The sequence below is a fragment of the Curtobacterium sp. Csp1 genome, from assembly GCF_013347185.1.
Genome location: NZ_CP054594.1, coordinates 1,505,327 through 1,526,654, shown reverse-complemented (window position 1 = coordinate 1,526,654; position 21,328 = coordinate 1,505,327). Strand labels below are relative to the sequence as shown.

Here is a 21,328-nt window from a genome sequence, read left to right as displayed (position 1 = left end):
AGACGACGGGCGCACAGCCCGCCAGCAGGCGGCCGCACCCTGTGGAAGGACGTCCGTGACCCTCTTCGCCCCCGCTCCCCGCCGTCGCTCGCGCGCCCGGACCGTCGGGTGGGCGTTCGTCATCGGGGCCGTGGTGCTCGGACTCCTCGCGAGCTTCCTGCCGAGCCCGTACCTCATCGAGGTGCCCGGCCCGGTCTACAACACCATCGGCACCCAGCGGCAGGGGAGCGGCAAGGACGCGAAGGACGTCGAGCTCATCCAGATCGACGGCGCGGAGACGTACCCGACATCCGGTGCGCTCGACATGCTCACCGTCGGCATCCAGGGCGACGCCACGAACCGTCCGTCCTGGACGAGCGTCGTCCGCGCACTGTTCTCGCGGTCCGAGGCGGTCATCCCGGCCAGCGCGATCTACCCGGAGGGCACGACCACCCAGCAGGTGAACGAGCAGGACGCGGCGGACATGCAGTCCTCGCAGCAGTCGGCGGTCGCCGCGGCGCTCATCCACCAGGGCGAGGAGCTGCCCACGCGGCTCGAGGTCGGCTCCGTGCAGCCCGGGTCCGCGGCGGACGGCACCATCCGGAAGGGCGACGTCATCACGGCGTTCGACGGCGAGCAGCTCACCACGAACGTCGACGCCGGCACGCTGCGCGCCGCCGTGGCGAAGCACGGCACGTCCTCGCCCGCCACCGTGACGATCGAGCGGGACGGCGTGAGCCGCCAGGTCGAGGTCACCCCGCGCGACGAGCAGGGCACCGCACTCCTCGGCGTCGGCGTGACCGAACGCTACGACTTCCCGTTCCAGGTGAAGATCGCGCTGCAGGACGTCGGCGGGCCCTCGGCCGGCATGATGTTCGCGCTCGGGATCATCGACGAGCTCACCCCCGGCAAGCTCAACGGCGGGAAGCACGTCGCCGGCACCGGCACGATCACCGCGGACGGCGAGGTCGGCGCGATCGGCGGCATCCGCCAGAAGCTCTACGGCGCGAAGGACGCGGGGGCGACGGTCTTCCTCGCACCCGCCGACAACTGCGACGAGGTCGTCGGTCACGTCCCGGCCGGGCTCGACGTCTACAAGGTCGCGACGCTCGACCAGGCCGTCACGGACCTGCAGACCATCGCCTCCGGGAAGAGCACCGACGGCCTCGCACGCTGCGGTTCCTGACGGCACGGTCCCGACCCGGCCGCGCACGCCGCGACGTGCGCGCACGTCGCGATCCGTGCCTCCAGGCCGTCTGCCGGGAGGCACGGACCACCTTCCTGAGTTCCCGTACAGTTTCACTGTCGGTGGCGACCAATAGGATCGACGCACTGACGGCCCGCCGCGCCGGGCCCGCCGGTCCGACACGTCAGGAGCACATCAAGTGACGACAACCTCGTCCACCTCGGGACCCTCTTCCTCCGGGCGGCGTTCGCCGCGGGTCCCGATCGTGGTCACGATCATCGTGCTGGCCGCACTGGTGATCGGCTTCTTCATCTTCGCCAGCCTGTACACCGACTATGCGTGGTTCTCCCAACTCGGGTTCCAGCAGGTCCTCACCACCCGGTGGATCGCAGGCACCTCGATGTTCGTCGCCGGCTTCCTGGGGATGGCCGCGCCGGTGTACGTGAGCATCGCGCTCGCGTTCCGGTTCCGGCCGGTCTACGCCAAGCTCAACTCGCAGCTCGACCGCTACCAGCAGGTCATCGAGCCGCTGCGCCGTGCGGTCATGATCGGCATCCCGGCGGTCCTCGGCGTCTTCGCCGGGCTCTCCACGGCCGGCCGCTGGAGCATGGTGCTCGAGTACTTCAACCGGACGTCGTTCGGCAAGACCGATCCCCAGTTCGGCCTGGACATCGGCTTCTACGTGTTCGAGCTGCCGTTCTGGCGCGCGATCGTGGCGTACTCGTCGGCGGTCGTGCTCATCGCCGGGATCGCGGCGCTCGCCGCGTGCTACCTGTACGGCGCACTCCGGTTCGGCGGGCGCGAGGTCCGCATCTCCCGCGCCGCGCGCATCCAGCTCGCGGTGACCGCGGCCGTCTACGTGGCCCTGCAGGGCGTCAGCCTGTGGCTCGACCAGTACGCGGCCCTGACCAAGGACAACCCGCTCATCACGGGTGCGCAGTACACCGACGTCAACGCCGTCATCCCCGGTCGCGAGATCATGGCGGGCATCGCCGGGATCGTCGCGGTCCTGTTCGTCGTCACGGCCGTCATCGGCCGCTGGCGCATCTCGATCGTCGGCACCGGGCTGCTGCTCGTCGCGGCGATCGTCATCGGCGGCATCTACCCGTGGGTGGTCCAGCGGCTGCAGGTGAAGCCCTCGGAGCGCACCTACGAGTCGGCGTACATCGAGCGGAACATCAAGGCCACGCGGGACGCCTACGACGTCGCCGACGTGCAGGAGCAGAACTACGACGCGACGACCGAGGCGAGCTCGGGCGCCCTCGCGCAGGACGCCCAGACGACGGCGAACATCCGTCTCATCGACCCGAAGATCGTGTCGGACACCTTCAGCCAGCTGCAGCAGTACCGGCAGTACTACCAGTTCCCGAAGGAGCTGGACGTCGACCGGTACGACGTCAAGGGCCAGACCGAGGACACCGTGATCGCGGTGCGCGACATCGACCTCGACGGCCTCAGCGCCCAGGCGAACACGCAGTACAACCGGACCTTCGTCTACACGCACGGCTTCGGCGTGACCGCGGCCTACGGCAACCAGCGCGCGAGCGACGGCAAGCCGGTGTTCCTCGAGTCGGGCATCCCGTCGAGCGGCGCGCTCGGCGACTACCAGGAGCGCGTGTACTTCGGCGAGACCTCGCCGCCGTACTCGATCGTCGGCGGGCCCGAGGGCTCGAAGAACATCGAGCTCGACTACCCGTCCGGCTCGGACGACGACAACGGCGGCAACGCGACCACCACCTACCAGGGCAACGGCGGTCCGAGCCTCGGCAACTTCTTCAACCGGCTCGTCTACGCGGCGAAGTTCCAGTCGGAGCAGATCCTGCTGTCGAACGCGGTCAACAAGGACTCGCAGATCCTGTACGACCGCGACCCGATCCAGCGCGTCCAGAAGGTCGCGCCGTACCTGACGCTCGACAGTGACGCCTACCCGGCGGTCGTCGACCACCGCATCCAGTGGGTCGTCGACGGGTACACCACGAGCAACGCCTACCCGTACTCGCAGAGCCAGAGCCTGTCGGACAGCATCAACGGCACGGAGTCGTCGACGTTCCGCACCGACCAGGTGAACTACATCCGGAACTCGGTGAAGGCCACGGTCGACGCCTACACGGGCAAGGTCACGCTCTACGCCTGGGACACGCAGGACCCGGTGCTCAAGACCTGGCAGAAGATCTTCCCGACGTCGATGCAGCCGGTGTCGGAGATGAGCGCCGAACTGCTCGACCACGTGCGGTACCCGACGGACCTGTTCAAGGTCCAGCGGTCGATCCTCGGCACGTACCACGTGACGAACGCGAACTCGTTCTACTCGGGTGACGACGCGTGGAACACCCCGCAGGAACCGACCTCGGGCACGAACGACGCCGACACCGCGGACGCGCAGACGACGACGAACGCGCTCGGGACGCAGACGACCGCGAACCGGTCCAACCTGCAGGACCCGTACTACCTGACCATGAAGGTGCCGGGGCAGGACACCGCGTACTCGCTCTACACGACGTACATCCCGCAGCAGTCGGCCGGAGCGAACAACCGCAACGTGCTGACCGGGTACCTGGCGGTGGACTCGGATGCCGGTGGTGCCGGCAAGGGCGAGAAGGCCAGGAACTACGGCAAGCTCACGCTCCTGACGATGCCGAAGACCGACAACATCCCGGGTCCGGCGCAGGTGCAGAACCTGTTCAACGGTGACACCACCGTGTCGCAGGAGCTGAACATCCTGAAGCGGGGCAACTCGACGGTGAAGCAGGGCAACCTGCTGACCCTGCCGGTCGGCGGCGGGTTCCTCTACGTGCAGCCCGTCTACGTCCAGTCGACGTCGAGCGGTTCGTACCCGCTGCTGCAGAAGGTCCTGGTGGCCTTCGGCGACAAGATCGCCTTCGAGGACACTCTCGACGAGGCGCTCAACAGCCTGTTCGGCGGCAACTCGGGTGCCACGGCCGGCGACCAGGGCGCCGCGAACGGATCCGGGTCGGGCGACAGCGGTTCGGGCGACACCGGCTCCGGGAACTCCGGGTCGAGCGGCTCCGGGTCGACCGACACGGGTTCGGGCTCGTCCGGTTCGACCGGGGGCTCCAGCTCCGGGAGTGCGACCGACAACGCCGCGCTGCAGCAGGCCCTCGCCGACGCGAAGTCCGCACTGCAGGACCGCCAGGACGCCTACGCGAAGAACGACCTGGTCGCTGCGGCAGAGGCCGACCAGCGCCTGCAGGAGGCCATCCAGGCGGCGACCGAGGCCGAGGGCGGGAACTGACACGCCGTGGCGGGGCACTCGATTTGTGCCCCGCCACGGGCGTGTGTAGGCTGTTCAACGTGCCGCGGGGTGGAGCAGTTCGGTAGCTCGCTGGGCTCATAACCCAGAGGTCGTAGGTTCAAATCCTGCCCCCGCAACCAAGCGTCACACGAAGGCCCCGGTCCAGTCGGACCGGGGCCTTCGCCGTTCCCAGTGTCCGCCGACGCCTTCCGTCGCTACGCTCGGCGGATGAGCACCCTGACGATCGCCGCCGCTCAGTTCGCGCCGGTCGACGACCCGACCGCCAACCTCGAGACCGTCCGTCGCGCAGCCGTCGACGCCGCTCGGCGCGGAGCGGACCTGCTCGTGACCCCGGAGTACACCTCGTACTTCACCGCGGACATCGACGACCGGTTCGTCGCCGCGGCGGAGCCCCTCGACGGGCCGTTCGTCACGGGGCTGGCCGACCTCGCGCGGGAGACCGGGATCGCGATCGTCGCCGGCGTCGCGGAGGTGGGCGAGGGGGAGCGGTTCCGCAACACCCTCGTCGCCGTGCTGCCCGACGGGTCGATCGGCGCGACGTACCGCAAGGTCCACCTGTACGACGCGTTCGGCTCCCGGGAGTCCGACCGCATCGAGTCCGGTGCGACCGACCAGCTGCCGGTCGTCACCGTCCAGGGAGTCCGGGTCGGCCTCGAGACCTGCTACGACCTGCGCTTCCCCGAGGTCACGCGTCGCCTCGCCGCGGCCGAGGGCGGTGCGGCGGACGTCGTCCTCGTCCCGGCGGAGTGGGTGCGGGGTCCGGGCAAGGAACACCACTGGCGGACGCTCCTCACCGCCCGCGCGATCGAGAACACCGTGTGGGTCGTCGGTGTCGGGCAGACGCCGCCGGTGGGCATCGGTTCGTCCGTCGTGCTCGACCCCTCGGGCGTCGCGGTCGCGGCGGCAGGGGCGACACCCGGGCTGCTCGTGGCGACCGTCGACACCGCCGTGACCGACTCGGTGCGCACGGTGAACCCGTCCCTGGGCCTGCGGCGGTACGACGTCGTGCCGCGCGGCTGACGTCACCGAGCGACGGCAGCTCCCGCTCAGGACCGCGCGCGGAGCGCCCCGAGCCGGCCCACGGCGTCCTCGAGCACGCTCCGGCGCTTGCAGAACGCGAAGCGCACGAGCGAGCGGTAGCCCGGCGCGTGCTCGGGCCGCACGAACGCCGACACCGGCACGCCGACCACACCCGCGAGCCTGGGGAGCTCGAGGCAGAGCGCCCGGGCATCGTCGTACCCGAGCGGGGCGGCGTCCGCGATGACGAAGTACCCGCCGTCCGGGTGCAGGACGTCGAACCCCGCCTCCAGCAGCCCCTCGGCCAGGAGCGCGTGCTTCGCACCGAGCTCGGCGGCGATCCCGTGGAACACGGTGTCCGGCAGGCGGAGTCCCGCGGCGACGGCGGGCTGGAACGGGGCGCCGTTCACGAACGTCAGGAACTGCTTCACCGCCAGGACCGCGTCCACCAGCGGCGCGGGAGCGGTGAGCCAGCCGATCTTCCACCCCGTGGTGCTGAAGGTCTTGCCAGCGCTCGAGATCGAGATCGTCCGGTCCACCGCCCCGGGCAGCGCCGCGATCGGCACGTGCGGGACGTCGAAGGTCAGGTGCTCGTAGACCTCGTCCGTGACGACCAGGGCGTCGTACCGCTCGGCGAGCTCGACCACGGTCTCGAGCACCGCGCGCGGCAGCACCCGTCCGGTGGGGTTGTGCGGGGTGTTCACGAGGACGACGCGGGTGCGGTCCGAGAACGCGGCGCGTAGGACGTCCTCGTCCGGCAGGAAGTCGGGGGTCGTGAGCGGGACGGTGACGTGCGTGCCGCCCGCGAGCCGGACCAGGGCGCCGTAGGCGTCGTAGAAGGGCTCGAAGGTGATCACCTCGTCGCCGGGCTCGACGAACGCGAGCAGCGTCGCCGCGAGGGCCTCCGTCGCGCCGGCGGTGACGAGCACCTCGCGATCAGGGTCGACCGACAGGCCGTACCAGTGCGCCTGGTGCTCCGCGATCGCCGCACGCAGCTCGGCGGTGCCGCGTCCCGGCGGGTACTGGTTGACGCCGGCACGGACGGCGGCGACGGCGGCGTCGAGCACCTCGGCGGGTCCGTCCTCGTCCGGGAAGCCCTGCCCGAGGTTGATCGCACCCGTCGCCGCGGCGAGGGCGCTCATCTCGGCGAAGACCGTCGGGGCGGGCGACCCGTCGGGCCCCAGGAGCATGGCTCCCTCGGCGGCGCGGAGCCACGGTCCGGTGCGGTGCATGTGCGTCCTCCCGATGCGCCGGACGCCCTCGGTGCGCCGGGTGCACCCAACCTAGTGCGCGTGCGGACCGGATCCCGGGAACGGCTGCCCAGCCCACGCATAGGATCGCCATAGGCCGCTCGCAGCCCCAGCAGGAGCACCGCTCAGGTGGGTCCGGAAGACTGCACGAGCTTGAAAGGAGCACGTCCAGCATGACCGACACCACGCCACACGGCCGCGGCGACGACGATCGTCCCGAGGACCTCCACCGTCAGGGCTCAGCAGAGGACGCCACCCACGGGACCGCCGACCACGGCGAGCCGACGCGGGACGACTCCGGACAGCCGAGCGCAGCCACGGGCTCGCCCGACCACGACCACACCGACGTCATCGAACCCGGTGGTGCGAACGAGACCGACGTCCTGTCGACCTCCGGCGACCACCCGACGGACCGGTACACCGCGCCGTACCCGACGATCGCGGGCGATGCTGCTCCCACCACCGGTGGGTACGGCTCGCACACGACGCCGTACGGCCAGCAGAGCCAGCAGGACCAGTACGGTCAGGCCCCGACGAGCCAGTACGGGCAGCAGAGCCAGTACGGCCAGCAGGACCAGTACGGTCAGGCGCCCACGAGCCAGTACGGGCAACAGAGCCAGTACGGGCAGCAGAGCCAGTACGGCCAGCAGGACCAGTACGGTCAGGCGCCCACGAGCCAGTACGGCCAGCAGAGCCAGTACGGCCAGCAGGACCAGTACGGTCAGGCCCCGACGAGCCAGTACGGCCAGCAGAGCCGGTACGGGCAGCAGCCGCGCTACGGCGAGTACGCCCAGGACAGCACGAACACCGCCGGTACCAGCGCCTACGGCTCCTCGCAGTACGCCTCCGCCGCTCAGCCCGGCTCCTCGCAGGCCCCGTCCTCGGCGACGAGCGCCTTCGGAGACGTCGACGGCTCGAACCAGCGCAACGGCCACTACTTCGGCGCGCCCCCGACGGCCGGCGACGGCACCGCGACGGCCACGAAGACGAAGGACGGGCGCAACAAGCTCGTGCTCCCGATCGTCGCCGGCCTGGTGCTCGCCGGGCTCGTCGGCGGCGGTGCGGGATGGGCCGCCGGGGCTTCGCAGGCCGGTGGTGGCACGGTCGTCGGGTCGAGCTCGTCGCAGAACGGCGGCAACCTCACGGTCAACGACTACAACAACGCCACGGTCGTCACGGCCGTCGCTGCCCAGGCCACGCCGTCGGTCGTCACGATCAACGTCTCCGCGGGCTCCGAGGGCGGCACCGGTTCCGGCGTCGTCTTCTCGAAGGACGGTTACATCGTCACGAACACCCACGTGGTGACGCTGGACGGCGACAGCGGCAACGGCACGATCACGGTGACGACCTCCGACGGCAAGATCTACCCGGCGAAGCTCGTCGGCACCGACCCGACCGTCGACCTCGCGGTGATCAAGATCGACGCGACCGACATGAAGCCGATCACGTTCGCGAACTCGTCCGACCTGAACGTCGGCGACACCGCGGTCGCGATCGGCGCACCGCTCGGCCTGTCGAACACGGTCACCGACGGCATCGTCTCGACGCTGAACCGCAGCATCCAGGTCACGTCGAGCGCACCGAGCCAGGGCGGCGACTCGAACGAGGGCGGCAACGGCAACGGCGGCCCGTTCGACTTCTGGGGCAACGGCGACAACGGCAGCAGTTCGTCGTCGAACACCACCGTCTCGCTCCCGGTCATCCAGACCGACGCGTCGATCAACCCGGGCAACTCGGGCGGTGCGCTGCTCGACTCGAAGGGCAAGCTCATCGGCATCAACGTCGCGATCGCCAGCGCCGGCAGCTCCTCGTCGTCCGAGGGACAGTCCGGCAGCATCGGCGTCGGCTTCTCGATCCCGTCGAACCTGGTGCAGCGCGTCGCGAACGAGATCAAGGACAACGGCTCCGCCACGCACGGTCTCCTCGGTGCGACGGTCGGTGACGCGGCGGAGGACGCCAGCGCCAAGCAGATGGGCGCCCTCATCAAGTCGGTCTCGTCCGGCGGCGCGGCGGCGAACGCCGGCCTGCAGAAGGGCGACGTGGTCACCAAGATCGGGTCCGCCACGGTCTCCGACGCGACCGACCTCACGGCGCAGGTGCGCTTCTTCGCCGGTGGCGCGAAGACGACGATCACCTACATCCGTGACGGCCAGACGCGTGAGACGGACGTGACGCTCGGCACCTACAAGGGCTGACGCAGGTCCAGGACGGACGGGAGGCACGGTGCCAGCTGGCACCGTGCCTCCCGTCCGTTCCGGTGTCGACCCGAGACGGCGCCGTACCCGCAGGAGCAGGGGAGCGGCCCGGCACGTGGGCGGCCTGGCCGCTTGATAGGCTCGGGGTCGCTCTGCGGGGCGGGCGCCGTCCGCGGTGCGCCCCGCGCACCAGTCAGGACCCCGAGGTACGCATGCAGACAGACGGACAGCCCCTGCCGGGGGTCTCGTACGTGATGCCGGTGCTGAACGAGGTGACCGAGGTGCGTGCCGCCGTCGGCAGCCTGCTCGAGCAGGACTACGCCGGCCCGTTCGAGGTCATCCTGGCCCTCGGTCCGTCGATCGACGGCACGAACGAGCTCGTCGCCGAGATGAGCGCCGCCGACCCCCGGATCCGGGCGATCGAGAACCCGGTCGGTTCGACGCCCGCCGGGCTCAACGTGGCGATCCGGGCGTCCGTGCACCCCGTGGTCATCCGGGTCGACGCGCACTCGGTGCTCCCGACCGACTACACACGCGTCGCCGTCCGCGTGCTGACCGAGTCGGGCGCGGACAACGTCGGTGGGATCATGCACGCCGAGGGGCGGACGCCCTTCGAACGCGCCGTCGCCCACGCCTACGGCAGCCGCGTCGGTCTCGGGGGCACGCCCCACCACGTCGGTGGCAAGGCCGGACCGGCCGAGACCGCGTACCTCGGTGTCTTCCGGCGGGACCGGCTGTTCGAGGTCGGGCTCTTCGACGAGGGCATCAAGCGCGGACAGGACTGGGAGCTCAACCGTCGTCTGCGGCAGACCGGTGGCACCGTGTGGTTCACGCCGGAGCTGGTCGTGACCTACCGCCCTCGCCCGAGCCTGCGCCGACTCGTCCGGCAGTTCGTCGCTACGGGGCTGTGGCGCGGCGAGCTCGCCCGCCGCTTCCCGGCGAACAACGGCGTGCGCTACTTCGTGCCCCCCGCGATGGTCACGGCGGTCGCGCTCGGGCTCGTCGCCGGGGTCGTCGGCGTCGTGGGCGCCCTGCTCGGCAGCCCGCTGGCGTGGGCGATGACCGGGTTCGCCGTCCCCGCCGTGTACCTGCTCTTCGTCGTCGTCGGCTCGGTCGTCGTCGCGCGGCGCTCGGGGCTCGCGACCCTGCTCTGGCTGATCGTGGTGCTGCCGTGCATCCACGTGGGGTGGGGTGTCGGCTTCGTGGTCGGCTTCCTGACCCGGACCTCCGAACTGACCACCCACACGGGACGGTGACCTGGACCCTTGACCGACGACTCCACCGCACGCGGCTCCGCCCGTCCGACGTCCATCGCCGAGCTCCGCGCGGTCGCGCAGCCGGACGAGGTCCGTTCGCGAGCCAACGCCGAGCACTGGACCGCCTCGCTGTACCTGCGTGACGTCTCGCCGTACCTGACCTGGGTCCTACTGAAGACCCGCGTCAGTGCCAACCAGGTCACCGGGCTGATGATCCTCGTGGGGTGGAGCACCGCCGCGGCGCTGCTCGTCCCGGGGATCTGGGGCGCGCTGCTGGCACTCGTGCTCGGGCAGCTGCAGATGCTCGTCGACTGCTGCGACGGCGAGGTCGCGCGCTGGCGGGGGACCCGGTCGCCCGCCGGGGTGTTCCTCGACAAGGTCGGGCACTACACGACTGAGGGACTGATCCCGATCGCGCTCGGTGTCCGGGCGGCGACCTGGCCGGTGCAGGGGGCTGACTGGATGTGGACCACGATCGGCTGCGCGCTCGGCCTGGTCATCGTGCTGAACAAGGCGCTCAACGACATGGTGCACGTCGCCCGCGCGAACGCCGGACTCGCGAAGCTCGTGGACCGCCGGGACGCGGGCACCGCGCCGTCCGGCCGTCGACTGGCCACGCTCCGCAGGGCCGCCCGGTTCCTGCCGTTCCACCGCCTGTACCACTCCGTCGAACTGACGATCCTGGCGTTCGTGTTCGCGCTCGTCGCGCTCGTGGTCGGTCACCCGCTCGCCGACCGTGTGCTCGTCGGCGCGCTGCTCCCGCTCGCCGTGCTCGCCACCGCCGGGCACTTCCTGGCGATCATGTCGTCGAAGCGGGTCCGCGCGTGAGCCAGGGCACCGTCCGTCGGCACGCCGCCCCGTATCGTGGACGCCCGCGCATCGCCGTGGTGGTCCTGACGCAGGGCACCCGGCCCGCCGACCTGCGACGCGGGATCGACAGCGTGCTCGCCCAGCGGGACGTCGACCTGGACGTCGTGTGCGTCGGCAACGGCTGGGAGCCGACCGACCTGCCCGAAGGGGTCCGTGCGCTCGCGCTGCCGGAGAACCTCGGGATCCCGGCCGGACGGAACGCGGGGGCCGAGGTCGTCGACGGCGACCACGTGTTCTTCCTGGACGACGACGCCTGGGTGCCGTCGGACACCTTCCTGCGCGACGCTGTCGAGATGCTCGACCGCGACCCGTCGCTCGGCCTGGTCCAGCCGCGGGTCGTCGACCCGACCGGTGCGGCCAACCCGCGGCGCTGGGTGCCGCGCATCCGGAAGGGCGACGCCGCCGACTCGTCCCCGGTGTTCTCGGTGTGGGAGGGCGCGGTCGTCCTGCCGATGGACGTCTACCGGGCCGTCGGGGGATGGGGCGCCGAGTACTTCTACGCGCACGAGGGCATCGAGCTCGCCTGGCGTGTGTGGGACGCCGGACGCCGGGCCTGGTATGCCGGGGACCTCGTCGCGAACCACCCCGCGATCGACCCCGCTCGCCACACGGAGTACTACCGCCTGAACGCCCGGAACCGGGTCTGGCTCGCCCGACGCAACCTGCCGGCACCCCTGCGTCCGCTGTACGTGGGTTCGTGGGCAGCGATCCAGGTCGCGCGGTGGTGGCGACACCCGGCCCGCCTGCGCACCTGGTTCGCCGGCGCCCGAGAAGGCTGGACGTCGGACTGCGGGCCGACCCGCACGATGGGGTTGCTGACCGTCGTCCGCATGACGCTCGCCGGGCGCCCGCCCGTCGTCTGAGTCCGATCCGATCGCCCGAGGAGCACCATGCCGATCATCCGTGACGCCACGACCGCCGTGCGGCTCGTGCAGCGTCTCCTGCGGTCCCGTCGGAGTCGCCAGCAGCTCGCGCGCCGCCTGCGAACGCAGTCGCGACTCGCGCCGGGGTCCGTCGAGATCGCCGTGTACTTCGCGGACGGACCGGTCAACATGTACCAGGTGCGGCAGTGGTACGCCCCGCTCGCCGAGCTCGCGGCCGAGCACCCGGTCGCGATCCTGTCCCGGAGCCCCGGCACGATGCTCGCCCTGCTCGACGAGTCGCCGGTGCCGGTGGTCTACGCCCGCCAGGTCGTCGACCTCGAGCGCTTCGTCGACGAGCAGGCACCGAAGATCGTCCTGTACGTCAACCAGAACGCGCGCAACTTCCAGATGATGCGGTACGGGCGGATGTGGCACGTCTTCGTCAACCACGGCGAGAGCGACAAGATGTACATGACCACGAACCAGTTCAAGGCGTACGACTACGCCCTGATCGCCGGGGACGCCGCTCGGGACCGGCTCGCGGACGCGCTCTGGGACTACGACCTGGACCGCCGGACGATCGCCATCGGACGCCCGCAGGCCGACCACTTCGCGGGCGACGTGCCGTACCCGGAGGACGACCGGACCGTCGTGCTCTACGCCCCCACGTGGGAGGGCGACCGTGCCGCGGCTGCGTACGGGTCGATCGCGAGCCACGGCGTGGAGCTCGCCGAGCGGCTCCTGGCGTCCCCCCGGCACCGGCTCGTCTACCGTCCACACCCGCGGAGCGGCGTGCTGGACGCGGACTACCGCGCCGCCCACGAGCGGATCGTCGCCGCGATCAGCGCCGCCAACGTCGCCGACGCCACCGCACACCACGTGTACGACGACGGCCCGGAGCTCGGATGGCAGCTCGCCGCGGCGGACGTCGCGATCACCGACATCAGCGCCATGATCTACGACCGGCTCGCGGTCGGGAAGCCGCTGATCGTCACGCGCCCGGTGGCGAGCGGTGCGGACGTCGACGAGCGCGGGTACCTGTCGGACGCGAACTGGTTGCTCGCAGACCAGGCCGGGGACGTCGTCGCCCGGGTCGACGCCGCCGCGAACGACGCCGAAGAGCTCGCGAAGCTGCGGCACTGGGTCGAGCGGTACTTCGGGGACACCGCGCCGGGCGTCGCGACCCGACGCCTGCACGAGGCCGTCGACCGGCTCGTTGCGCGGTGGCACGAGGTGGCCGCGGAGCACCGGGCCGGCTGAGCGCTCCGCCGCGGGTCTGGGGGAGCGGTCCGCCCGGCGGCCGGAGGCGCAGCCGACCGAGTGCTGTCGGGTCACGGCGCGGCGCCCCGGTACGTCAGGCCGCACGGCGGTCCCCGACCAGCGACATGCGCCACAGGTACTCGGAGCGGTCCGGGCGTCGCCAGCGGACGACGACGACACCGGTGTCCTCGGGGTCGGCGCCGAAGACCGCGATGGACAGGGACCGTCCCGGGTCGAGCTGGTTCACCGCGAGCGGCGGGCAGTACCCGTTGCCGAGGTGCGTCAGCGAGATGGCGTGGAGGGGTTCGGATCCGGTGTTCACCAGGTCGTAGCGACGAGGTGCCCGGGAACGATCGACGGTGAACGGGACTGCGTAGGCCGTGGTCGGGTGGTGCATGCCGGTCACGCTAGGGGGAGGGTCCGACGTCGGGGCCGTTCGGGCCGCGGTGGGGCTGGCGCCTGTGCAGGGGGTCGGTCGGGGGACCGGGTGTGGAGGAGGGAGCGGGTCAGACGCCGTAGTCGGCGGCGTACGCGGCGAGGGCCTTCTCGATGGTGTCGTCGAGCTGGAGTCGACCCTTGTCGAGGTACAGCCCGCGGTCGCAGAAGCGGCGCAGGTCCTTGTCGCTGTGCGAGACGAAGAACAGCGTGCGCCCGCCAGCCAGGAGCTCCTCGATGCGCTTGTAGCACTTCTCACGGAAGGCCTTGTCGCCGACGGCCAGGACCTCGTCGACGAGGATCACCGGCTCGTCGAGGCGGGAGATCACGGCGAACGCGATGCGCACCTTCATGCCGCTCGACAGGTGCTTGTACGGGGTGTCGACGAAGTCCGCGATCTCGGCGAACGCGATGATCTCGTCGAAGGCGTCGCGGATCTCGGCCCGGCTCATCCCGTGCAGCCCGGCCGTCAGGAAGACGTTGTCGCGGACCGTCAGGTCGCCGACGAACCCGCCGGTGATCTCGATGAGCGGTGCGACACCGGCACCCACCCGCACCCGCCCCTCGTCGGGGAGCATGACCTGCGCGACGAGCTTGAGCAGGGTGGACTTGCCCTGGCCGTTCCGACCGACGACACCGATCGCCTCGCCCGGGCGGACGTCGAACGACACGCCCCGGAGCGCCCAGAACTCGTCCGCGCGCTTGCGGCGGGAGCTCCCGGCGAACAGGTCCTTGAAGCTGCGGCTCGCCCGACGGTTCCGCTTGAACCGGATGCCGGCGTCGCGCACGGAGATCACGGGGGCGGTGGTGGCCGCGCGCTCGCGGGGCTCGGTCGAGGTCATCACAGCTCCTTCAGGACGCGGTGCTCGCTGCGGCGGAACACGACCAGGCCGACCGCGAGGACGACGATCGTGACGAGGACGGACACGAGCACCTCGAACCAGTTCAGCTGGTTCGGGAAGAACGCCGAGCGGTAGATGCCGAAGATGCCGCTCAGCGGGTTGAGCGCCGCGAGGTCGCGCAGCTTCTCGGGGAGCGCGGTCGTGCCGTAGATGATCGGCGACGCGTAGAAGAAGAACCGCAGCACGAGCTTCACCGCGCGCTCGAGGTCGCGGAAGAACACCACGAGCGGCGCCACGATCAGGCCGATGCCGTAGACCAGGCCGGCCTGCAGCAGGATCGCAAGCGGGTACAGGGCCAGACCCCAGTGCACGTGCGCCCCCGTGGCGATCGCGAAGACCGCGAGCACCGGCAGGCTCAGCAGGAACTCGATGCCCTTCGACGCGTTGACCCGCGCGACCCAGATGCTCCGGGGGATGGTCGTCGATCGGATCAGCTTGGCCTCGCTCGTGAAGGCCCGGGTGGAGTCCGAGACGGCACCGGTGAACCACATCCACGGCAGGAGCGCCGACAGCAGGAAGACGATGTACGGCTCTTCGCCGACCTTGCCGCGGTGGAACACCTGCGTGAAGACGAACCAGTAGATCGCCGACATGACGAGCGGGTCGAGGATCGACCAGAGGTAGCCGAGCGCGGACGTCGAGTAGCGGACCCGCAGGTCGCGGGAGGTCAGCAACCACAGCGCATGCCGGTAACGGCGTACCGCGCCCCGGTTCACCAGGGGGCCGGTGGTCCGGGACGCGGTCTGCGCACTCGCTGTGGTCACGGTGTCCCTTCGGGCGGAACCGCCCAGGGGGTCATGACGGTTCAGGCGAACAGGTCGTTCGCGCGCTCGAGGTCTTCCGCGAAGTCGATCTCGACGGCGTACAGGTCGGAGATGTCGACCGGCGACCAGCGTAGCCCGTCCTCGGCGATGGCAGCCTCGATGCCGCCCTCGAAGTACTCCTGGTCGTCGACGCGCCCGAGCTGACGGATGAGCGCCTGCTTGTCGGCCGACGAGACGTAGTTGATGCCGACCGCTTCGCCGAGACCGCCGACGACCTGCTTCGACAGCTTGTGGATGCAGCCCTGCGCGTCCACCGTGTACTTGACCTCTTCGTCGGAGACCTTCTCGGTGTTCACGCTGACGAAGGACCGGTCCTGGTCCATCATGTCCGCGGCGCGGACGAGCGCGCGCGGGTCGAAGACGACGTCGCCGTTCATCCAGAGGACGCCGCCCTTGCCCGTGGCCTTGAGCGCACGGAGCAGGGACTTCGAGGTGTTCGTGGAGTCGTAGGACTCGTTGTAGACGAAGTTCGCCTCGGGGAAGGCCTCGACGATGTACTCGGACTTGTAGCCGACGACGATCGTCACGCGGGCGCTCGAGGCGAACGCGGCGCGGATGTTGTCGAACTGCTGCTGCATGATGGTGCGGCCGTCGCTGAGTTCGGTCAGCGGCTTCGGCAGGCTGCGCCCGAGGCGGCTGCCCATCCCCGCTGCGAGGATGACGATCTGCGTTGTCATGCTGGTCCCTTCCGGTGTCCGCCCGCGCGCCCCGTGGGGCACGGGCGGGCCTCGTCGAGTCTGCTCGCTCCAGGTCTGCGTTTCCCGTGAACGCGCCGCTCCCGCGCGGATCGGCACGGGGCGGATCGGCAGGGCAGACTGTCTCGGGACCGGTTCTGAGCAGGTTTCCAAGTGGTGAACACTCCGTCGTGCCCTGGTGAATGATACGGAACGAGTCGGGATCGGGGTACGGCATCGTCCGGTTCGTGCCCGATTCGTGACCCGGGCGGCGAGCGTGTCCCGCCGTGTCCGGAACCCGTTGGTACGGTGGGGCGGTGGCAGCGGCAGATGACGACGACGTGTACGTGACGTCCGACGCTGCGTGGATGACCGAGGTGGACGATGCCGAGGGGGACGCCACCGACGACGACTTGGGGGACGGGGATGCGCGCGACGCCTCCGCTGGTGACGGCATGACCGACGACACGACGACGACGGTCAGCGACCCGGCGGTGACGGAGCCTGCCACGGCGAGCACGATCGCGGCGAGCACGACCGCCGCGGGCCCGTCGCCCGCCAGCCGTCCGGCGCCGCGCAAGGGCAAGGGGCGCGGGCGCGTCTCCCGACCGGTCCAGACCGCCGCCGTGCGCGACGACGCGGCAGCACGTGATGCGGCGATCGAGCAGACGACCACGTCTGGGCAGACCGCGGCGCCCGCGAAGGACACGGCATCCGAGCAGTCCTCGGCGGCCCCGACGGCGGCGGACGACGCCGGCACGACCGCGGCGCAGAAGAAGAAGCGCGTGCCGAAGCGCCAGCCCGCCGCCCGCGAGACCCCGGCCGCGACGAAGACCCCGCAGCAGCCCGTGGTGCTCCGTGCGAGCGGCCTCGTCAAGCGGTACGGCCAGACCCTCGCGGCGGACGAGGTCGACCTCGAGATCCGCCAGGGCTCGATCTTCGGCGTCGTCGGCCCGAACGGCGCCGGCAAGACCACCACGCTCTCGATGATCACCGGTCTGCTGCGCCCCGACGCGGGCACGGTCTCGGTGCTCGACCACGACGTGTGGTCCGACCCGACGGCCGCCAAGCGCGACCTCGGCGTCCTGCCCGACCGGCTCCGGTTGTTCGACCGGCTGACCGGCGGGCAGCTCCTGCACTACTCCGCGACGCTCCGCGGGCTCGACGGTGCGACCGCCCGGAAGCGCAGCGCCGACCTCGCCCAGGCGTTCGGCCTCGGTGAGGCGCTCGGCCGTCAGGTCGCGGACTACTCCGTCGGCATGGCGAAGAAGATCGCCCTCGCCGCGACGCTCATCCACTCGCCGCGCGTCCTGGTCCTCGACGAGCCGTTCGAGTCCGTCGACCCGGTCAGCGCCGCCACGATCACCGAGATCCTGCGTCGCTACACGCGCGGCGGCGGCACCGTGGTGCTCTCGAGCCACTCGATGGAGCTCGTCCAGCGCACGTGCGACTCGGTCGCGATCATCGTCGGCGGTAAGGTCCTCGCCTCCGGCACGATGGCCCAGGTCCGCGGTCGTCGGAGCCTCGAGGACAAGTTCGTCGAACTCGCGGGCGGCCGCGTCGTGGCAGAAAGCATGGAATGGTTGCACAGCTTCTCCGACTGAGGGTCGACCTGCTCGCGGGCGGTGTCCGCGGGGGAGCCCGGCAGTCGGTCCTCGTCGTGCTCGGCAGCCTGCTCGGCCTCGTCGCCGCGGTGTTCGTCGCCGGTGAGCTCCTCGGACTCCGGTCCGCGCCGGTGGAGGTCGCGCGCTCCGTCGCGGTGCCGGTCGGGGCGTTCCTCGCGGTCGCCTTCACGGTCGTGCCGCTCGTCGTCGGCGGGACGGACCAGTTCGACCCCCGACGCTTCACCGTCTTCGGCCTCGACCGTCGCCAGCTCGCGGTCGGCCTCGGTGTCGCCGGCCTCGTCGGCGTACCCGTGCTCTCCGTGGCGATCGTCGCGGTCGGGCAGGTCGGGGCGTGGTCGCGCTCCGGCGGGCTCGGCGTCCTGGCGGTCCTCGCCGCGCTCCTCGGGACGCTCACCTGCGCCTTGCTCGCCCGCGTCGGTTCCGCCGTCGGTGCCGCCCTGATCGGCCCGCACCGCTCCCGTGACGCCGGGTGGCTCGCCGCCCTGGTGGTCGTCGTGCTCGGCCTGCCGGTCGTGTCGCTGCTCGTCCGCGGCCCCTGGACCGACGCCACGAGCGCCGAGGCCTCCCGCGTGGCCGACGTCGCCGGGTGGACCCCGTGGGGTGCCGCGTGGGCGGTGCCCGCCGACGTGGCGAGCGGCCGGGTCGGCGAGGGGGTGCTCAAGCTCCTCGTCGCGCTGGTCACGCTCGGGCTCCTCGGACTCGCCTGGTGGGCCCTCGTCGGGCGTGCGCTCGAGACCGTCGACGGCCGCGCCACGGCTCGTCGCTACCGCGGCCTCGGCTGGTTCGCCCGCCTCGGGTCCACCCCGGTCGGCGCCGTCGCGGCCCGTGCCCTGACCTACTGGGCGCGGGACCCCCGCTACCGCATGTCGTACCTGGTGATCGTGTTCGTGCCGATCGTGGTGATCCCGCTCGGGGTCGCCGGGGTGCCGTGGCACTGGACCGCCCTCGTGCCGCTGCCGCTGATGGCATTGATCGCCGGGTTCCTGCCGCACAACGACGTCTCGTACGACAACACCGCGGTGTGGCTGCACGTCGCCTCGGGAGCGCCCGGGTGGAGCGACCGCCTCGGTCGGCTCGTCCCGCTGCTCGTCGTCGGGCTCCCCGCCGTCGTGCTCGGCGCGGCGGTGTCCGCGCGGCTGTTCGGCGACTGGACGGCCTTCCCGCTCCTGGTCGGCGTCGCCGGCGGGGCGCTGCTCGCGGGCCTCGGTCTGTCGAGCGTCGTGTCGGTCCTGCTGCCCTACCCGACGGTCCGTCCGGGCGACCACCCGTTCCAGCAGCCCCAGGCCGCCGGCACGACGGCAGCGGTCGCGCAGACGACGATGGTGGTCGGGATCCTCGTCGCGGCGATCCCCGCGGTCTGGCTCGCGGTGCTCGCGCTGACCGACGGTCCCGACCCCTGGGCGGTGCTCACGCTGCTGGTCGGCCTGGGCGTCGGTGCGGTCGTCCTCGTCGCGGGCGTGGCCCTCGGCGGTCGACTCTTCGACCGCCACGGACCCGACCTGCTCGCCGCCGCCCAGCGGAACTGACCCGAGCGACTCGACCCGCGCACGCCGTCCGGATCAGCCCGATCCGCGCTCCCGACCCGGCGCAACCCGACCCGAGCGCCGACCGGCGCGGCCGACGCGACCGCATGCCGGACGGGAGGCGCGTGCCGGCCCCGCCACGATCCTCCCGTCCGGTGCGTCGGCAGCCGCACCGTCGTACCCTGGAGCCATGAGCATGACGGAACCCGGCGGCGGCCTCGACGTGATGGACCGCGAGCTCGAGAAGCTCCTCGAGGAAGAGGCGATCGAGCCCGGCGACCACGAACGGTTCTCGCACTACGTCAAGAAGGACAAGATCCTGCAGTCCGCCCTGACGGGGAAGCCCGTCAAGGCGCTCTGCGGCAAGAAGTGGATCCCTGGTCGCGACCCGGAGAAGTTCCCGGTGTGCCCCGACTGCAAGGCCATCTACGAGAAGATGCGGGCCGAGTAGCGCCGCTCAGATCACGAGCGTCGGGATGGCCGGGTCGCCCCGACCGATCCGTGACGCGTCGACCGGCAGCTCTGCCTTCGCACGCTCGTGGTGCGCGCGGGCGGCCTCGACACCGGCGACCCCGGTGAAGGCCGGGTCGACCTCGCCGTGGTCGACCACGGGCACCAGGAGCGGCCGCTCGTCCGGGCCGACCTGTCCGGTCGTCAGCACCACCTCGGCCGTTGCGACCCCGTTCCGGAGCCGTCGACCGGCTTCCTTGCGGCCACCGGTCGAGGCCTTGTCGGCGGACTTCTTGGCCACCGGCACCCAGTCGCCACCGCCGGTGGACTCGTGCGCGACGAGCTTGAACACCATGCCGGCGGCGGGGTGCCCGGAACCGGACACGACGCTCGTCCCGACGCCGTAGGAGTCGACCGGGGCGGCCCGGAGCGCGGCGATCGTGTACTCGTCGAGGTCGTTCGTGACCGTGATCTTCGTCGCCGGGGCGCCGAGCCGGTCGAGCTGTGCCCGGACCGACGCGACGACGGACGGCAGGTCGCCGCTGTCGATGCGCACCGCACCGAGCCGGCCGTCGGTCAGACGGACGGCGGTCTCGACCGCGGCCTCGATGTCGTAGGTGTCGACGAGCAGGGTCGTGGCGTCGCCGAGGGCGTCGAGCTGTGAGCGGAACGCGGCCTCCTCCGAGTCGTGCAGGAGCGTGAACGCGTGCGCGGCGGTGCCCATCGTCGGGATGCCCCAGGTGCGCCCCGCCTCGAGGTTGCTCGTCGCACCGAACCCGGCGATGTACGCGGCCCGGGCGGCGGCGACCGCGTTCCACTCGCCCGTCCGGCGGGAGCCCATCTCCGCCAGCGGCCGGCCGTCCGCCGCGGAGACCATGCGGGCGGCGGCGCTCGCGATCGCGGAGTCGGCGTTGTGGATGCTCAGCGCGAGGGTCTCGAGCACGACGGACTCGGCGAACGTGCCCTCGATCTGCAGGATCGGCGAGTTCGGGAAGAAGACCTCGCCCTCGCGGTAGGCGCGGATGCTGCCCGTGAAGCGGTAGTCGGCGAGCCAGGCCGCGGTGCCCTCGTCGATGACCCGGCGGTCGCGGAGGAACCCGATCTCGGCGTCCCCGAACCGGAAGTCCGTCAGCGCCGTGAGGAACCGTCCCAGCCCCGCGGCGACGCCGTACCGGCGGCCGTCGGGCAGCCGGCGGGTGAAGACCTCGAAGACGCACCGCCGGTCGGCGGTGCCGTCCTTGAGGGCGGCGTCCACCATGGTGAGTTCGTACTGGTCCGTGAGGAGCGCGCTGGTCACCTCCCCGACACTACCCAGCAGCGGCCTGGAGGCGCGGGGCGCGCCCGGCAGGTCGGCCGTGGTGGGCGCGAGGGCGGCTGGGGTGCGGGCGTGCGGGGCGGGCGAGCGCGAGCGGGGAGCGCGAGCGGGGAGCGCGAGCGGGCGGAAGGTGCGGGGCGGTGGGCTGTGGTGGCGCGGTTTCCGCCCGTTCGCGTGGCGGGGGGGGCGAGGTGCTCGGCGGGCTGGGCGTGCGGGGAGCGCGAGCGGGCGGAAGGTGCGGGGCGGTGGGCGGTGGTGGCGCGGTTTCCGCCCGTTCGTGTGGGGGGCGGGGAGAGGTGCGCGGCGGGCTGGGCGTGCGGGGAGCGCGAGCGGGCGGAAGGTGCGGGGCGGTGGGCGGTGGTGGCGCGGTTTCCGCCCGTTCGTGTGGGGGGCGGGCTGAGGCGGGGCGGGGGGGGGCGGACCGCGGGTG

The 21,328-nt window shown here is 71.6% G+C and carries 17 protein-coding genes and 1 tRNA gene; 12 read left to right on the top strand and 6 right to left on the bottom strand.

All coding sequences use genetic code 11. The features are described from left to right. Positions 1–55 precede the first annotated feature (55 nt). The 4 genes from HUN58_RS07350 to HUN58_RS07335 all read left to right on the top strand — a co-directional run bounded on the left by HUN58_RS07350 (position 56) and on the right by HUN58_RS07335 (position 5,459). Positions 56–1,165, top strand: a complete 1,110-nt coding sequence (locus tag HUN58_RS07350) for a PDZ domain-containing protein (RefSeq protein WP_141860607.1) — start codon at positions 56–58, stop codon at positions 1,163–1,165. Between the two features lie 265 nt (positions 1,166–1,430). Then, a complete protein-coding gene (locus HUN58_RS07345; protein ID WP_180225561.1) occupies positions 1,431–4,418 on the top strand; it encodes a UPF0182 family protein in 2,988 nt (995 codons plus the stop codon). A 63-nt stretch (positions 4,419–4,481) separates the two neighbouring features. Next, positions 4,482–4,558 (top strand) — tRNA-Met (locus tag HUN58_RS07340). Positions 4,559–4,646: 88 nt separating this feature from the next. Next, a complete protein-coding gene (locus HUN58_RS07335; RefSeq protein ID WP_141860609.1) occupies positions 4,647–5,459 on the top strand; it encodes a carbon-nitrogen hydrolase family protein in 813 nt (270 codons plus the stop codon). A gap of 26 nt (positions 5,460–5,485) precedes the next feature. On the opposite strand, the gene HUN58_RS07330 is transcribed toward HUN58_RS07335, so the two are convergent. Continuing rightward, a complete protein-coding gene (locus HUN58_RS07330; RefSeq protein WP_141860612.1) occupies positions 5,486–6,688 on the bottom strand; it encodes an aminotransferase class I/II-fold pyridoxal phosphate-dependent enzyme in 1,203 nt (400 codons plus the stop codon). Positions 6,689–6,879: 191 nt separating this feature from the next. On the opposite strand from HUN58_RS07330, the gene HUN58_RS20220 reads away from it, so the two are divergent. From HUN58_RS20220 to HUN58_RS07305, 5 genes are all read left to right on the top strand, one after another. Further along, complete coding sequence (locus tag HUN58_RS20220) at positions 6,880–8,901, top strand: S1C family serine protease (RefSeq protein ID WP_217488584.1); 2,022 nt, start codon at positions 6,880–6,882, stop codon at positions 8,899–8,901. Between the two features lie 212 nt (positions 8,902–9,113). Further along, a complete protein-coding gene (locus HUN58_RS07320) occupies positions 9,114–10,157 on the top strand; it encodes a glycosyltransferase family 2 protein (RefSeq protein WP_058741500.1) in 1,044 nt (347 codons plus the stop codon). Between the two features lie 9 nt (positions 10,158–10,166). Continuing rightward, a complete protein-coding gene (locus tag HUN58_RS07315; protein ID WP_180225560.1) occupies positions 10,167–10,985 on the top strand; it encodes a CDP-alcohol phosphatidyltransferase family protein in 819 nt (272 codons plus the stop codon). Further along, a complete protein-coding gene (locus HUN58_RS07310; RefSeq protein ID WP_180225559.1) occupies positions 10,982–11,890 on the top strand; it encodes a glycosyltransferase family 2 protein in 909 nt (302 codons plus the stop codon). The genes HUN58_RS07315 and HUN58_RS07310 overlap by 4 nt, the downstream gene beginning before the upstream one ends. 27 nt (positions 11,891–11,917) lie before the next feature. Then, positions 11,918–13,150 carry a CDP-glycerol glycerophosphotransferase family protein gene (locus tag HUN58_RS07305; protein WP_058741503.1) on the top strand — a complete coding sequence of 411 codons (1,233 nt, stop codon included), beginning with the start codon at positions 11,918–11,920 and terminating at the stop codon, positions 13,148–13,150. 94 nt (positions 13,151–13,244) lie between these two features. Here the strand turns inward: HUN58_RS07305 and HUN58_RS07300 are convergent, their stop codons facing one another. The 4 genes from HUN58_RS07300 to HUN58_RS07285 form a co-directional block, all read right to left on the bottom strand. After that, positions 13,245–13,547, bottom strand: a complete 303-nt coding sequence (locus HUN58_RS07300; RefSeq protein WP_144802355.1) for a hypothetical protein — start codon at positions 13,545–13,547, stop codon at positions 13,245–13,247. A 109-nt stretch (positions 13,548–13,656) separates the two neighbouring features. Next, positions 13,657–14,427, bottom strand: a complete 771-nt coding sequence (locus HUN58_RS07295; protein ID WP_058741505.1) for an ABC transporter ATP-binding protein — start codon at positions 14,425–14,427, stop codon at positions 13,657–13,659. Continuing rightward, entirely contained in the window at positions 14,427–15,206 is a 780-nt protein-coding gene (locus HUN58_RS07290; RefSeq protein WP_058741518.1) for an ABC transporter permease, read from the bottom strand. The genes HUN58_RS07295 and HUN58_RS07290 overlap by 1 nt, the downstream gene beginning before the upstream one ends. 86 nt (positions 15,207–15,292) lie before the next feature. After that, positions 15,293–15,988, bottom strand: coding sequence for an NTP transferase domain-containing protein (locus HUN58_RS07285; RefSeq protein ID WP_180225558.1), 696 nt, complete (start codon positions 15,986–15,988; stop codon positions 15,293–15,295). A 314-nt stretch (positions 15,989–16,302) separates the two neighbouring features. Between HUN58_RS07285 and HUN58_RS07280 the strand changes: the two genes are divergently transcribed. The 3 genes from HUN58_RS07280 (at position 16,303) to HUN58_RS07270 (ending at position 19,584) form a co-directional block, all read left to right on the top strand. Continuing rightward, positions 16,303–17,589, top strand: coding sequence for an ABC transporter ATP-binding protein (locus tag HUN58_RS07280; RefSeq protein ID WP_254631640.1), 1,287 nt, complete (start codon positions 16,303–16,305; stop codon positions 17,587–17,589). After that, positions 17,565–19,136 carry an ABC transporter permease gene (locus HUN58_RS07275; protein WP_180225557.1) on the top strand — a complete coding sequence of 524 codons (1,572 nt, stop codon included), beginning with the start codon at positions 17,565–17,567 and terminating at the stop codon, positions 19,134–19,136. The genes HUN58_RS07280 and HUN58_RS07275 overlap by 25 nt, the downstream gene beginning before the upstream one ends. Positions 19,137–19,323: 187 nt before the next feature. Continuing rightward, positions 19,324–19,584, top strand: a complete 261-nt coding sequence (locus tag HUN58_RS07270) for a DUF3039 domain-containing protein (protein ID WP_114848987.1) — start codon at positions 19,324–19,326, stop codon at positions 19,582–19,584. 6 nt (positions 19,585–19,590) lie between these two features. On the opposite strand, the gene HUN58_RS07265 is transcribed toward HUN58_RS07270, so the two are convergent. Then, positions 19,591–20,880 carry a nicotinate phosphoribosyltransferase gene (locus HUN58_RS07265; RefSeq protein WP_180225556.1) on the bottom strand — a complete coding sequence of 430 codons (1,290 nt, stop codon included), beginning with the start codon at positions 20,878–20,880 and terminating at the stop codon, positions 19,591–19,593. Positions 20,881–21,328: the final 448 nt, after the last annotated feature.